The organism is Nitrospira sp., assembly GCA_035968315.1.
Taxonomy (GTDB): Bacteria; Nitrospirota; Nitrospiria; order Nitrospirales; family Nitrospiraceae; genus Nitrospira_D.
Genome location: JAVYIN010000007.1, coordinates 30,163 through 44,221, shown reverse-complemented (window position 1 = coordinate 44,221; position 14,059 = coordinate 30,163). Strand labels below are relative to the sequence as shown.

12 protein-coding genes are annotated in these 14,059 nt (G+C 62.2%); 7 read left to right on the top strand and 5 right to left on the bottom strand.

Translation table 11 applies throughout. The features are described from left to right. Positions 1–13 precede the first annotated feature (13 nt). Positions 14–697, bottom strand: a complete 684-nt coding sequence (locus tag RI101_09980; protein ID MEC4890375.1) for a tetratricopeptide repeat protein — start codon at positions 695–697, stop codon at positions 14–16. Beyond that, positions 694–2,085 (bottom strand): dihydrolipoyl dehydrogenase, encoded by a 1,392-nt coding sequence (locus RI101_09975; protein ID MEC4890374.1) that lies wholly within the window; start codon positions 2,083–2,085, stop codon positions 694–696. Before RI101_09975 ends, RI101_09980 begins: the two co-directional genes overlap by 4 nt. A gap of 50 nt (positions 2,086–2,135) precedes the next feature. Between RI101_09975 and RI101_09970 the strand changes: the two genes are divergently transcribed. The 4 genes from RI101_09970 to bcsS all read left to right on the top strand — a co-directional run bounded on the left by RI101_09970 (position 2,136) and on the right by bcsS (position 6,401). Further along, positions 2,136–2,363, top strand: coding sequence for a DUF1653 domain-containing protein (locus RI101_09970; GenBank protein MEC4890373.1), 228 nt, complete (start codon positions 2,136–2,138; stop codon positions 2,361–2,363). A gap of 105 nt (positions 2,364–2,468) precedes the next feature. Further along, positions 2,469–3,083, top strand: coding sequence for a CBS domain-containing protein (locus RI101_09965; GenBank protein ID MEC4890372.1), 615 nt, complete (start codon positions 2,469–2,471; stop codon positions 3,081–3,083). 218 nt (positions 3,084–3,301) lie between these two features. Further along, positions 3,302–5,614 (top strand): glycosyltransferase, encoded by a 2,313-nt coding sequence (locus tag RI101_09960; GenBank protein ID MEC4890371.1) that lies wholly within the window; start codon positions 3,302–3,304, stop codon positions 5,612–5,614. 85 nt (positions 5,615–5,699) lie between these two features. Beyond that, positions 5,700–6,401: a cellulose biosynthesis protein BcsS gene (bcsS, locus tag RI101_09955; protein MEC4890370.1), complete on the top strand. Its 702-nt coding sequence runs from the start codon at positions 5,700–5,702 to the stop codon at positions 6,399–6,401. A 49-nt stretch (positions 6,402–6,450) separates the two neighbouring features. Here the strand turns inward: bcsS and RI101_09950 are convergent, their stop codons facing one another. Next, complete coding sequence (locus tag RI101_09950; GenBank protein MEC4890369.1) at positions 6,451–10,068, bottom strand: response regulator; 3,618 nt, start codon at positions 10,066–10,068, stop codon at positions 6,451–6,453. A gap of 253 nt (positions 10,069–10,321) precedes the next feature. Here RI101_09950 and RI101_09945 point away from each other — a divergent pair, with 253 nt between their 5' ends. Next, the gene (locus RI101_09945; protein ID MEC4890368.1) at positions 10,322–11,074 is read left to right on the top strand and encodes a Crp/Fnr family transcriptional regulator; all 753 of its coding nucleotides are present in this window, start codon (positions 10,322–10,324) and stop codon (positions 11,072–11,074) included. Positions 11,075–11,120: 46 nt separating this feature from the next. On the opposite strand, the gene RI101_09940 is transcribed toward RI101_09945, so the two are convergent. Together RI101_09940 and RI101_09935 are read right to left on the bottom strand one after the other, a co-directional pair. Then, positions 11,121–11,591, bottom strand: a complete 471-nt coding sequence (locus RI101_09940) for an MEKHLA domain-containing protein (protein MEC4890367.1) — start codon at positions 11,589–11,591, stop codon at positions 11,121–11,123. Positions 11,592–11,664: 73 nt separating this feature from the next. Next, positions 11,665–11,877, bottom strand: coding sequence for a hypothetical protein (locus tag RI101_09935; GenBank protein ID MEC4890366.1), 213 nt, complete (start codon positions 11,875–11,877; stop codon positions 11,665–11,667). 136 nt (positions 11,878–12,013) lie between these two features. Between RI101_09935 and leuC the strand changes: the two genes are divergently transcribed. Continuing rightward, positions 12,014–13,417 carry a 3-isopropylmalate dehydratase large subunit gene (gene leuC, locus RI101_09930; protein ID MEC4890365.1) on the top strand — a complete coding sequence of 468 codons (1,404 nt, stop codon included), beginning with the start codon at positions 12,014–12,016 and terminating at the stop codon, positions 13,415–13,417. A gap of 6 nt (positions 13,418–13,423) precedes the next feature. Continuing rightward, positions 13,424–14,047 carry a 3-isopropylmalate dehydratase small subunit gene (leuD, locus tag RI101_09925; protein MEC4890364.1) on the top strand — a complete coding sequence of 208 codons (624 nt, stop codon included), beginning with the start codon at positions 13,424–13,426 and terminating at the stop codon, positions 14,045–14,047. Positions 14,048–14,059 lie beyond the last annotated feature (12 nt).

The following is a 14,059-nucleotide window of genomic DNA, read 5'->3' as shown; positions in this document are numbered from 1 at the left end:
CGGGAACTCGACTTCAACTCTGCGGTTTGCGAAGGACGGCAAGCCGCGCCTCGTATCCCGCCGCGTCAGTATCGCGATGCATTTTGCGCAACAGCCCGGCCAGGTCTTCCAAGCTTTTCGCCACCTCGGCGTGAGTTGGTCCCAATACCTGTTCCCTGATCGTCAGCGCCCGCCGATACAACGGCTCCGCTTTCTCCAGTTGGCCTTGGGCGGCATAGAGAAGCCCCAAGTTATGCAGAGACAGCGCCACATCCGGATGATCCGGCCCGTGCACCCGCTCTTTGATCGCCAGCGCGCGAACCAGCAAGGGCTCCGCTTGGGTATATTGCCCGTGCATCCGGTGGAGCACCCCAAGATTGTTCAACGTGGCGGCCACATCGGGGTGATTCTCTCCGTGCGCATCCTGATAAATCTTCAAGGCCTGCGAATAGACCGGTTCGGCCTCGACATACTTCCCCTGCGCGGCAAGGGCCTGCGCTTCGCTCGACAGCGCCACCCCGACATGCCGGTGATGCAGCCCATCCCGCTGTTCGGCCTTCCGCACCGCCACGGCAAAGATCCGTTCCGCCTCTTCATACTGCCCCTGCTGCATCGCACGCTGGCCGGCGGCCATCGCCGACTCCCAGGTCTGCTGTTCACAGGAGAGGCACAAGGCCACCAGCACGACGGCCAGCATCGGTGAAACAGTCCTGTTCATGATACGTTCAGTTGCTCCGCAATGGACTCGGCCGGATAGGTGATGATCTCCGCCAAGGTCGGGTGGTAGTGCGGCATACGGAGCAAGTCATGCACCGTGCCGCGATAGTACATCACGGCGATCAGTTCATGAATCAGCTCGCCGGCTTCCGGCCCCACGATCTGGGCGCCCAGCACCAGGCCCGTTGATGGCTCCGCCACCAGCTTCACAAACCCCTCCGTCGCGCCCAGGCACATCGCCTTCCCATGATCGGCAAAGGGATAGGAACCGGTGAGATAGCGAATCCCGCGCCGCTGACAGGCCTTCTCCGTCAGCCCCACCGCGGCGACCTGCGGATCGGTAAAGATGACTTCGGTCGCCAGCCGCTCCTCGAAACATTTCGGCGCCTGTTCAGGATGACAGGCATTCCACCCGGCGAGCTCGCCCTGTTGTATGGCAATATGCACGACGTCATAGAGATTCGTGACATCGCCGGCCGCAAAAATATGGGGCTGCGACGTGCGCATGGCTCCGTCCACGACCACACGCCCCTCGTCCACCGCCACCCCGGCAGCGGACAGATTCAACCCGGCTATGTTGGGCACACGGCCCAGCGCGTTGAGCACCACCTCTCCCGAGACCGTCTGGTCCTGACCCTGGCGCGACACCTCCACCACCGGCCTCCCCCCGGCCATGGCGACGCGATGCAGCTGTGTGCCACTCATCACCGAGAGGCCTTCCCGCTCCAGCGCGGCGCCGAGGGCACCCCCGACATCCGCATCAAGGTGCGACAGCACGTGTGCGGAGCGCTGAATGATCGTCACCTTGGTGCCAATCCGCGCAAAGAACTGGGCGAACTCCAGCCCAACAGGCCCGGCTCCGAGCACCACGAGCGACTCCGGCTGCTCCCGCCTCTCCAGCAACGTGTCGCTGGTGACGCAGGCGCCGGTATCCAAGCCTGGGACGACGTCCTCGCGCGGGATTGACCCTGTCGCGATAATAAACGCCTTGGCAGCGACCTGGCCGGTGCCCACTTGGATCAGCTGCGGTGAGAGAAAAGAGGCCGGAGCCTCATATAATGTATAGGCCGGATCGCGCAGTTGCTGAATGCGATAGTCGGCGAATTCGCGGACCAGCCGATCTTTCCGATCAACGATGGCCGGGAGGGCCGCGCGTACATCAACAGGAGCCAGACCGAACTCCGGCGCGCGCCGCATGAGCGCGGCAATTTCTGCCGAGCGCAAGACGGCCTTCGTCGGCATGCAGCCCCGTAAAATACAGAGCCCGCCGAGCGGACCGGGATCCACGATGGCCACGTCGGCGCCCGCCTCGCGGGCCGTTCTGGCGGCCGCGTAGCCGGCCGACCCGCCGCCAATCACCACGACATCATGCACCCGTTGAGTTGCCACAAGCCTTCCTTTTATAGTGGGGAGTTAGTGGGAGTCAGAAAGGATACACCATGATTCAACCAGGCCGCTATCGTCACTATAAGGGCCACGACTACCAGGTGCTCGGCGTGGCCCGGCATTCGGAAACGGAAGAGGAGTTCGTCGTCTACCGCGCGCTGTACGGCGAGCACGGACTCTGGATCAGGCCGGCAGCCATGTTTCAGGAAACCGTCCTCGTACAAGGAACTCCCTGCCCCCGCTTCCAATTCGTCGCAGAATGCCCCACTTCGCCCGACTAGTCGCATTATTACCAGGAATTATTGCTCTGCTGTGACGATATCCTCATGGTCACTGCTTAAGTATTGCCCGCAGTCTTCCGATAGAGAGCGCGAGGAGACATTTCGATGTCCATCGTGCAGGCTGTTCATGGAATCGCCGAACCGTATCCGGTGAAACCCGTGACCCCTCGGGAGCCACTGGTCAACGCCGTGGATACGGAGGGGAATACAGACCAGCGCCAGCCGCCGGCCGACCGGGCCGTGCTGGCAGCCCAGCAAGCCTATGAGGAACACACCAGGAACACCCGTCCCTCAAAACCGGCGATGCTCGCGCGAGATCTGATGACCGCGCCGGTGCTCACGCTTCCCTCCGACAGCACCTTAGCCGAAGCCTGGGCCATCATGACACGCCGATCCTTCCGTCATCTGCCCATCACATCGCTCCATGGCGCCTTGGTCGGAATGGTGTCGGACCGGGATCTGATCCGCCATGTCCCCGAACTGGTGACCAACGGCGTCTCCACCCAGGCAGCCAGCCGAAAGCTGGCGGAAATCATGAGCCCTCGTGTCTTTTCGGCTACTCCGACCACCGACATTCGTGACATCGCCCGGGTGATGATGGAGGAACGGGTAGGGGCTCTGCCGATCCTCGATCCAGAACGGCGGCCGATCGGAATCGTCTCCAAACAAGATTTGCTCCGCGGCCTCGCCAATCACGGCCCGCTCGAACTCTGGACCTGATCCCCCGCTTTTGTGCATGAATCCGAATCCTGCCCATTCAAATTACACACTTATATTCAACTAGTTATCTCTCACACCCCTCAAAAGGTCGCCTGCCTTCGTAGGATAGGCTTCTATTCCGTTCAGGATTAGTCTGGCTACACGAGGCGGCTCCACACGGGAACGATCAGCGCCCCCCTCTACTGGCTTGCATTGAGGAGATTCACGCAACGTCTGTGATGGATTCATTTTTCAGTACACCCATAGCCTTCGGAATCTCCGGTCTCGTGCTGGCGGTGATCGGCCTCTTGCTAACCCAGCCTCACAGGCAACGCTGGGTGCTGGGCCTCAGCCTGTTCTTGTACCTCCGGTACCTCGTATGGCGCGGGCTCTACACCATCCCTTCCGACGATTTGGCGAGCCTGTCCATCGGCTGGATCGTCTATCTGGCCGAGCTCTACGGATTTTGCCAATTTGCCTTTTTCACCTATCAATCCTGGTCGCCGCTGGAACGCCAACCGGTTCCGTTGACGGCCTATCCAATCGTTCCCACCGTGGATATGATGGTCACCGTAGTGGACGAGCCCTTGGAGATCCTGTCCCAAACACTGGTGGGCTGCCTGGCTCAGGACTATCCGAAGGACCGGTTCCGAGTGTACGTCTTGGACGACGGCCACCGGCCGGAGGTCAAGACGCTGGCCGAGTCCCTCGGCTGCGGCTACCTCCGTCGCTCTGATCGGCCTCGCCATGCCAAGGCCGGAAATCTGAATCACGCATTGCGGCTGACCGACGGCGACCTTATTGCCGTATTTGACGTCGATCATGTCCCGACCCGCGCGTTCTTGCAGGACACCGTCGGCTTCTTCACGGATCCGAAAGTGGCTATCGTCCAGACGCCCCACCATTTTTACAATCCGGATATCTTTCAGCGAAACCTGCGCGTCGGGGACCAGGTGAAGAACGAACAAGCGCTCTTCTTCAGAGCGCTGCAAGTGGGACGCGATGGGCACAACAGTGCCTTCTTCGCCGGCAGCGGCGGGCTCTTCCGGCGGACACCGCTGGAGGAAATCGGCGGATTTCAAACCGCCACGATCACGGAAGACATCCATACCAGCATGCAACTGCATGCGAAAGGCTATACGTCCTGCTACCTCAACCGCGTGCTGTCGGCCGGATTGATGCCCGAAACCTTCGAAGGCTATCTCAAGCAGCGCAAACGCTGGGCCATGGGCTGCATTCAAGTCCTCCAACAAGACAACCCCCTCACCAAACGCGGCCTCACTCTGGCTCAACGGCTCGACTATTTCGGATCCATTTTCTATTTCTTCTTCGGCACCCCCCGTCTGATTTGTCTTGTCGCACCCTTAGCCAGCCTCCTCTTTCAGACGCCTCCGCTCAAAGCCGATGTGTGGGCCCTCTCCGCCTATTTCTTCTCCTTCTATATCGCCTCCGCCATGGTCATGAGCCCGGTGAGCCGCGGATCCCGCAATCCCTTCTGGTCGGACATCTACGAAATCGCGATGTGCTTTTCGCTCAGTGCCGTCGCGCTCAAGACGCTGGCCACGCCGCGAAAAGAACGGCCGTTCGAAGTGACGCCCAAAGGGCAACGGGTGAAGAAAAACACCGCCTCGGAACTCTCGCTGGCCTGGCCCCTGCTCCTGACCTTTGCTCTCTTGATCGTCGGACTTGTGTGGGGCATTCAGCACTGGCGGGAGGGAACCGGCGACCCGGGGCTGCCGGTCAGTTTGTTCTGGGGCTCGGTGAATCTGTTCCTATTAACCATTGCGCTCTTCGTGGCGAGCGAACAAACCCAGGGCCGGCACATGTTCCGGCTCAATCGCGATTTCGCTGGGGAAATCCTGATCCATGGGGACACGGTCCCGGCCCGCGTGGCCAACATCAACGAACGCGGCGCCGCCCTCGTGCTGGACCGTCCGCTCTATTCCGCGCAGGCCTTCATCACGCTGTTACTCACCGGCCCCGACGGCGCCATCATCCGTTTGAGCGGCCGCATCGTTCGGCAGGCGCCCATGCCGTCGGGACAGATCGACATCGGCCTCCTCTTCACGGATGTAACCCCGCTCTCCGCACGCGCCTTGACCGAAAAAATGTTCGGTGACCCGGCTCCATGGCAGGAAGGCGACCGGTTCCGCCCTGGCATAGCCAGCAGCGTGCGGTCCCTGCTACAAGCCCTGTCCGTCCCCTGGCGCACCTATGCGTGGAACCAGCGGCGCATGCTCCGGATCCAACACCAGGCCCCCTGCCGCCTGAACACCCATAACCAGCTCCTCACCGGATACCTGGCAGATATGTCTTTTTCGGGAGTCAGCGCCGTATTCGGCCGGACTCCAACCGGCTCGCTGGCAGGCAGCCTACTGGAATTGCCGCACATCACGCTGAAGGTCAGCCCCGTCGCGATCGTCCGCCGTTGGACGACGACGTTGGTCCGATTCCGCGTCGACAGCATCGAACGAGGGGAATCGCACTGGCGCGAGTGGCATGAGAGGGAATGGCAGCAACGTCGTCAGGAAGAGAGACCCGCGCAGGCCTGAGGAAGAATCCTCGGCACTCCCATCCCTCAGGAGTATCTGTGCTATACATCATTTTCTGCAAGGGATACCTATGAAGGAGCAAGCGATGACACGAGCGGCACTACTCCTATCGGCCGTACTGATCCTGATCGCCGGTCCGGCGACCAGCCAGGCGGGAGATGTGTTTACGGGGTTTCAGATCGACAACAAAAACCAATATATGGGCTACCTCGGTGTGCGCACGCCTCTTCTCCAGATGTCCGGAGAGACCACGCTGTTTGTTCAGATCATGACCGCCGGGCTGGGCTATAGCTCAAAAGTGAACGGACAGGTGCTGGACTCCAACGTGCAGTTCGTCGTGCCTTCCCTAGGCATCAGCCAGACCATCGGGGGTTGGACCCTCTCCGCCCTTGCCGGACCGCAATTGCGCCGCATCGAAGAACAACGATTCAACGCCAGCGCGTCGATCGATCACCAAGCCGGCGCGTACGGGCAACTCGAAGCGCTGTATTGGCACGAAAAAGGCAGCCTCCACGCCATCGCGTCCTACGCCGACCTCGACAATTTTTTCTGGAGCCGCCTCAGAGGCAAACTGCTGGCCTACCAGACGGACAAGGGTTGTTGTAAGACCTACGTGGGATGGGACGTTGCCGCGATGGGCAATGCCGATTTCAAGGCCGTGCAGACCGGCCCGCTCGTCGAAGTGCCGATCGGGAAGGTCTTTCTGCTCGCCAAAGGCGGCTATCAGAACAGCAGTTCCTTCCACAGCGGCGCGTATGGAGGCTTTGAGATCTACTTTCCCTTCTGACCCCTTCGTCTCTGAACCAACCCATGTGCAACCTGCCCCTCACCGCCAGCTACAAGAATGGGTCCGCGATGACCTCGTGCACGGCCTCGATCAATTGCTCGCGGGAAAAGGGTTTCACCAGCGTGCCGGCCGCCCCAGCTTGGCGCGCACGGGCCAGATACACGTCCGGCGTGACGCCAATGCCCCCGCCGGACATCGCGAGAATCTTCACCAACGGCCAGCGCTGTTGCACGGCCTGAATCACCAGCACGCCGTCCATATCCGGCAGCGACAAATCGACGAGTGCCACATCCACCGGCTCCTGCTGCAATCGCTCGATGCCCTCAGCCCCGCTGGCGGCGGCAAGCACGGGGAAGGATTCGCTGCGGAGCATCTCCTGCAATAGCGCATTGATCTGCGCATCGTCGTCGATAATGAGCACCCGGGCCGGCTCGCCGGCCTCATTCGGAACCTCCCGCCGGCTGGCTGGAAGATCCAACACCTGTCTGACCGCTTCCAACAAGGCCTGCATCGTGAACGGTTTCCGAAGGACGTGGCCCTGCTTCGATAGCGCGCCGTACCCGCTTCTCCCGGCATCGAGGCTTCCGGTGATGAACAACACCTTGAGGGCAGGGCGCTGGCTCCGCAGGCGCCTGGCCATCGCCGGGCCGCTCACGCGCGGCATCCTCGCATCGGACACCAGCAGATGAATGGGGCCCTCATACTGCTGTGCCACCGCGACGCCTTCCTGCCCGTCTTGGGCGGTCAGCACCCGATACCCCCGGCTCTCCAGCATCGATGTGGCCAGTGCTTGAACCGACGCCTCGTCTTCGACTAACAGAACGGTTTCATCACCACCACGAACCGGCCCCTCGCCGCCCGCAGCCGGCGCCTGTTCCACCGGCGCCTCGACCAACGGAAACACCACCGTAAAGGTCGTCCCGGCTCCCGGCTCGCTCGCCACATAGATGCCCCCATCATGTTCCATGACGATGCGGTAGACCGTCGCCAGTCCCAGCCCGGTGCCCCGGCCCACCGATTTCGTGGTGAAAAACGGCTCGAAAATGCGCGCCTGCGTGGCTTTGTCCATGCCCACTCCGGTATCGCGCACCGTCAGCATGATCGAAGACCCGTGCGCGGCCTGCATCAAAGCCGGGCTCGCCGCAGCGGGGTCGAGAATCGCGCCGCGAATCTCCAGCCGCCCGCCGTTTGGCATCGCATCCCGGGCATTGACGACCAGATTGATCAGAATCTGCTCGAACCCGCCCACGTCTGCCTTGATAAACCACCGCCCATCGGGCAATGCGATATCCACGGTGATGCCCTCGCCGGCCAGCCGCCGGATGAGCGACTCTACGCCGCGAATGGCATCGGTGACGCTCACGACTTTGCGTTCAACCGGCTTCTTCCGTCCAAACGCCAGCAATTGGCCGGTCAGCACCGCCGCGCGATCGGCTGCTTTCTTGATTTCCTCGACCTTCGCCCGCACCGAGGCCGGCGCGTCAGCCTGCAGCAGCGCCAGCTCGCTGTAGCCCGCCATCACCGTCAGCAGATTGTTGAAGTCGTGCGCCACCCCGGCCGCAAGCTGGCCGAGCGTCTCCATCTTCTGTCCCTGCCGGACGCGCGTCTCCATCGCACGGCGCTCGGTGAGATCCGAAAAACAGACGACCGCGCCGGTCACCGCATCGTCCTCGCCCCGCAACAGCGTCACCGCGCATATCGCGGGAAACGAGGTGCCATCCTGCCGCCAGAAGCGCTCCTGTTCGAGCCGGCACCCATGCTGGGCGCGCAACGCGCCGAGAATCGGGCAGGCGGTGTCCGGGCAGGGCGTTCCATCCTCCCGCGTATGATGCACCGCCGCATGCATGTCCCGTCCGACGAGGTCGCTTGGGGCATGCCCGAGCATCGCAGCTCCGGCCCGATTGATGAACAGACAGCGGCCCGCCAGATCGACGCCGTAGATGCCTTCATCCACCGAGTCGAGCAAGGCGCGATCCCGGCTTTGCGTCGCCCGGATTTCCTCGATTAACCTGGCCGTCTCGATCGCGGTGCCCGCTTGAAACGCCAGCGCCGCAACCAATTGTTCGTCGAGTTCCGTGAATTCGCCGGTCGCAGGCTCACCGGTGCGCTCCGCAAACCCATCGGCGGGCGCGCAGAGCTTGTCCGTCAAGTAGAGCCGGCCGAACAGGGTGCCGCGCGCGCGAATGGACACGCCAAGAAACGACTGCATCGCCGGATGATGGGCCGGAAAGCCGACCGATTCCGCATGCCGCGTCAAATCCTTGAGCCGCAGCACGCCGTCCTTCTTGATAACCGCGCCCAAGAGCCCGCGGCCGGTCGGCAACGGTCCGATCGCCCGCCTGGTCTCGTCATCAATCCCCGCCGTTAAAAACTGTATGAGCCGCTCCCCGGTCTCATCGAAGACGCCCAAGGCTGCATAGCGGGCGCCGGTCAGCAGTTTGGCCGTGTGAAGAATCCGCTCCAGGAGGGCAGGAAGCGATACAACATGTTCCTGAATGCCGCGGCTGCTGTGGTTCAACAGGGACAGCTGGCTCAGATGCACATGAATCTCTCTGGTCTGCGCGTGGAGCTTGCGCGCAAGATCGCCCAGCTCGTCGTCCCGCCGCAGCAACCGCTCCTGAGAGGACGCACCAGACTGATCGTGCGCCAGGACCTCTGTCATCAGGTCATCGGCTGCGCGGTGCGGCGGCACCTCCAGCATCAACACCTGAGACTCCAGATCGGCCAGCGGCCGGATCACTTCACGCCGAAAAATCCACGCCAGCACCGCCGTGCCGGTGGCCGTGAACAGCATGATCGCCATGCCCCCCCAGCCGGCGAGCATCCATTGCTGGCGGCGGAATTGCGACGGCATATAGGCTTCGAGCGTCCACCGGCCGCCGGGCCAGCGGGAAAATCCTGAGGAACGGACAATGGCATCCGGAGGGGCATTCTCCGAAACCCCGATCGCGAGCAGCCGCTCGCCGGATGCGGCTTTTAAGACCATCGGGTAGGGCACACTCTTGTCTGCCCCTCGGCCCATCGGCTGAAACACATGGACGAGCGACTCGACGACAATGTGCGCCGACCACACACCGACAACGGTCCCGGCCGCGTTGCTGATCGCCCGTGCGAGCACGATGATGGCCTTTCCATCGTGCGCCACCGCCTGAGTCAAGCGATCGCGGGGACCATCGTCGAACACGACCTGCTGGGGATGGGCCAGGGCCTCCAGAAACCAGGGCTCCGCCGAAACGGAAAGGCCGATCTCCCGGGCCGAGGCGGGCGTCGGACCCGTGGAACCGGCATCGCTGACTGCCAGCACCGCTCCGGATCGATCGGCGATGGCCGCCAGAGCATAATACGGCGCATAGGTAGACACGTAGAGATTGGCGACCGCCTGGAGATTGTCCCGGTCGAGCGTGCGCACGGCGGGCAAGCTGGCAAAGACTTCCACATCGCCATAGCGCTCGAACATCAGGCGATCCAGCGTTTCCATTGCCTGGCGAGCGGCCAATTCGACGCTCCGTTCCGTCGAGACGATAGTCATGTGGTAGAGGACTCCGGCCAGCGCCGCCCCGACCGCCAATGACGGGAGCCCCGCCATAAGTACCCAGACTTGCAGGCGAAACGCCAGACGATGGGACCACTGTTGCGCAAGCAGACGGGGGAAATCGCTGAGCGGCATTTGCAATCTCTTCAGATAGAAGGCCAACGCACCGATACAGAGGACACGATCGCCGGCCTTGAATGTTCTCGTCGCAAACGCCATGACACGGCAGAGTAGCGGCGAGGCATTGTATCTGATTCCCCATGGGAGGAAGTGACCTGCGTCACAAAACCCTTATTTCTTCTATAATAAAATTTTCGGGAGGAAGGCGGGCCGCCTCACACGTGGCGCCCCCGCAACCGCACGACAGGCACAGAAGGCCGGGATATCCATGAAACTGCTCCCTCCGATTGATTTATGCCTCGATTGTCCCGTAGAGGGCAATTGTGCGCTGGTGAAGGCCGACAGCCTCCCTCCCCTCCATCAAACAGCTGTCGGCACTCACTGTGGCTTGGTCACGACCTATCGGAGCGGAGAGTTTCTCTCGCGCCAGAATACCCGCGCCTCGCACGCGCTGATGATCTGCCGCGGGGTTGTCGCGATGGTGGTCTTTACGGCGGACGGCGAAGAAATCCTGCTCGAAGCTCTGGGCCCCGGCCACCTCGTCGGATTCTCCGATTGGCTCCAACGCACCCGCACCGATTCGCTCGCCGCAAAAGCCGTCACGGACGTGACCATACGATCGGTGACCGTCGACGATCCTTTAACCCTTCTGCGGAAAAACGACGAGGCGCGGACCGCGCTGCTGGAACAAACACGGACGCACATCACCACCGCGCAGCGCGCCATGATCGGCCTGCGCGGGCACAATGCCCGCGCGCACATGCTGCTCGCCATTCATGAACTGACCCGGCTGCTCCGGCTGAAACGGAACCGTCCGGTGATCATCCCGCACAAAATTCCCCGGTGGTTTTTTTCGGCTTACACGGGACTGCGGCCGGAAACGGTCAGCCGGATCTTGAGCCGATTGCAGCATGAAGGCCTGATTGCCCGTCGGGATGGCCGTCTGGCAATCCCAGACTTTCATAAACTGGGGCATGGCATCCGCCAATACTCCAGCTTCCTGTTCGAGCATCTCGACTAAGGTCGATGCGCTGCCCGCCTCATCGTATTCGGTTGCCATGCCGCCGTCACCCGATCGGCGTCCAGCGGACAAAGGTGGCCGCCTGGCCGACCAGGACGCCTGACCCATCAACCACGTTCCACACCGTCGCGTCCTCGACCAGAAATCGCTTCCCGGTAGCCGAAATCCGCACTCCCCGATAGCCCGTGAAATAGCCCTCTGCCGCCGCCACGGCCAGCATGCGGGCGCGCTCCTCGCGGTTCATCGGTTCCGCCGTGAGGCGGGACGGTGTGCGTGTCAATTGTTCCCAGGTCATCTCCCAGAGATCCAGCGCCGCCTGATTGCCGTAATTCAAGATCGGATCGGCTTCCGTGCCATGCGACACCACCACACACGGGGCACTGAACAACGCCCGCGCCTGTTCACCCGGCGACCCGGCGCGCGGCAGCAACTCCCGGCCCGTCCAGCGATGAAAGCTGTCGAGGAGACAGTGCGACCAGGCTATCGTTTCCGGCTGAGTCCACAGCATACTGGACATGACCTCTCCTCATTTCAGGCGTGCAAAGCGATGCTCTGCTACCACGTCCGATGAGGCAAGGCAAGCGGAAGGGTCAGGGCTGGGCTGATTTGACTTTGCGGATATTCGGCCTTGGCAGCAGGCGGTACTCGACAAGGCGGCAACTGCAGAAGGCGATCTGACGGGCGTCGGTCGTGACCCGCACAATGATCGAGTGACAAAACGCGCATTCCGACGACCGGGTATCGCGGGCAATGGTCCAGCGGGGAATGGAAATGTTGTCGGGGTTCAGTCTGTGTTCGTCCATGCCCCCTTTATCGGCACCGGCGAAAAATTCTGAAGCGCGTTTCTTTCACGACAAACCGCCCTGGCATGCCGCAAGAGCCCGATGTATAATAGGCGTTCTTTGAACTCCACTGTTGATCGTTAGTGAGGAATGAGTGATGGCAGGCAAGACCTTATTTGACAAGATTTGGGATTCGCATCTCGTCCGTGAAGAGCCGGACGGGACGACGCTGTTGTATATCGACCGGCAGCTGGTGCATGAAGTCACCTCGCCGCAAGCCTTTGAGGGCCTGAAGCTGGCCGGCCGTCGCCCCCGCCGCCCGGCGGCGACGCTCGCCGTGCCCGACCACAATGTGCCGACGACGGACCGCACGCTCGGCATTGCCGACGCCATCAGCGCGAAACAAATCCAGACGCTGGAAGAAAATTGCCGGGACTTCGGCATCACCCTGTTCGGCATGAACGACATCCGCCAGGGCGTCGTCCACGTGATCGGCCCCGAGCAAGGGTTCACGCTCCCCGGCACGACCATCGTCTGCGGCGATTCCCACACCTCGACTCATGGCGCGTTCGGCGCGCTCGCCTTCGGCATCGGGACGAGTGAAGTGGAGCATGTGCTCGCGACGCAATGTTTGGTGCAAAAGCGCCCCAAGACAATGGAAATCCGGGTCGACGGCGTCCTCTCCGATCGCTGCTCGGCCAAAGACATCATTCTGGCCATCATCGGCAAAATCGGCACGGCCGGCGGCACCGGCTATGTGATCGAATATACGGGTTCGGCCATTCGCGCCTTGAGCATGGAAGGCCGCATGACGCTCTGCAACATGTCGATCGAAGGCGGCGCCCGTGCCGGCATGGTCGCACCCGACGACAAGACCGTCGCCTACATCAAGGGGCGCCCGCTCGCCCCGAAGGGCGAGCTGTTCACGCAAGCGGTGCGCGCGTGGGAATCCTTAAAGACGGATTCCAATGCCCGATACGACGCCACGCTGGTGCTGCGGGCCGAAGACATCGCCCCGCAGGTCAGCTGGGGCACCAGCCCCGGCATGGTGCTGGGTGTCGATCAGCGCGTGCCAGACCCCGCGACGATGACCGATGAAAAAACACGCAAGGCCACCGAACGGGCCTTGGAATACATGGGTCTTGCCCCTAATATGCCGATCACCGACATCACCATCGACACGGTCTTCATCGGCTCCTGCACGAACTCACGCATCGAAGACCTGCGTCTCGCCGCCACCCTCGCCAAAGGGAAAAAGGTGGCAAAGGGCGTGCGCGCGATGGTGGTGCCGGGCTCCGGCCTCGTCAAGCAGCAGGCGGAGCGGGAAGGGCTCGACCAGATCTTCCGCGACGCCGGATTCGAATGGCGGGAAGCGGGCTGCAGCATGTGTCTGGCCATGAATGCCGATGTGTTGAAGCCCGGCGAGCGCTGCGCCTCCACGAGCAATCGCAACTTCGAAGGCCGGCAGGGCGCAGGCGGGCGCACGCATCTGGTGTCGCCGGCCATGGCCGTCGCCGCCGCCGTCGAGGGACATTTCACCGATATTCGTCATTGGAGTTAGGACATCATGCAGGCATTTACGACACTCACCGGCCTCGTCGCCGCCCTGGACCGGGTCAACGTCGATACGGACCAGATCATCCCGAAGCAGTACTTGAAGACGATCAAGCGCACGGGGCTGCGCGAAGGCTTGTTCTTTGACTGGAAGAAGCAAAAGGACGGATCGCCGGACCCGAACTTTTTTCTGAACCAGCCCCGCTATCAGGACGCGACGATTCTCTTGACCCGCGACAATTTCGGCTGCGGCTCTTCGCGCGAACACGCCCCCTGGGCCTTGCTCGATCAAGGCTTTCGCTGCGTCATCGCCCCAAGCTTCGCGGACATTTTCTATAACAACTGTTTCCAGAACGGCATCCTCCCGGTCGTGCTCAAGGCCGAGGAGGTGCAAACGCTCATGCGGGACGTCCTCGCCACGCCGGGCTACCGGCTGACCGTGGATCTCAGCACCCAAACCGTCACGGCGCCAGGCGGCAACACCTACCGGTTCGACATCGATCCTTTCCGCAAGGATTGCCTGTACCGCGGGCTCGACTCGATCGGCTTGACCCTGCAACACGAGGCGGCCATCACCGCCTACGAACAGAAGCGGAAGAGCGACGCGCCCTGGCTCTTCGCCGACTTGCCATCGTAATGGCACGGAGCA

Coding starts and splice junctions, on each gene's coding strand:
- RI101_09945 (MEC4890368.1), top strand. CDS start 10,322: ATGAAACTGCTCCCTCCGATTGATTTATGCCTCGATTGTCCCGTAGAG.
- RI101_09960 (MEC4890371.1), top strand. CDS start 3,302: ATGGATTCATTTTTCAGTACACCCATAGCCTTCGGAATCTCCGGTCTC.
- bcsS (MEC4890370.1), top strand. CDS start 5,700: ATGACACGAGCGGCACTACTCCTATCGGCCGTACTGATCCTGATCGCC.
- RI101_09950 (MEC4890369.1), bottom strand. CDS start 10,068: ATGCCGCTCAGCGATTTCCCCCGTCTGCTTGCGCAACAGTGGTCCCAT.
- RI101_09940 (MEC4890367.1), bottom strand. CDS start 11,591: ATGTCCAGTATGCTGTGGACTCAGCCGGAAACGATAGCCTGGTCGCAC.
- RI101_09980 (MEC4890375.1), bottom strand. CDS start 697: ATGAACAGGACTGTTTCACCGATGCTGGCCGTCGTGCTGGTGGCCTTG.
- leuD (MEC4890364.1), top strand. CDS start 13,424: ATGCAGGCATTTACGACACTCACCGGCCTCGTCGCCGCCCTGGACCGG.
- RI101_09965 (MEC4890372.1), top strand. CDS start 2,469: ATGTCCATCGTGCAGGCTGTTCATGGAATCGCCGAACCGTATCCGGTG.
- RI101_09935 (MEC4890366.1), bottom strand. CDS start 11,877: ATGGACGAACACAGACTGAACCCCGACAACATTTCCATTCCCCGCTGG.
- RI101_09970 (MEC4890373.1), top strand. CDS start 2,136: ATGATTCAACCAGGCCGCTATCGTCACTATAAGGGCCACGACTACCAG.
- leuC (MEC4890365.1), top strand. CDS start 12,014: ATGGCAGGCAAGACCTTATTTGACAAGATTTGGGATTCGCATCTCGTC.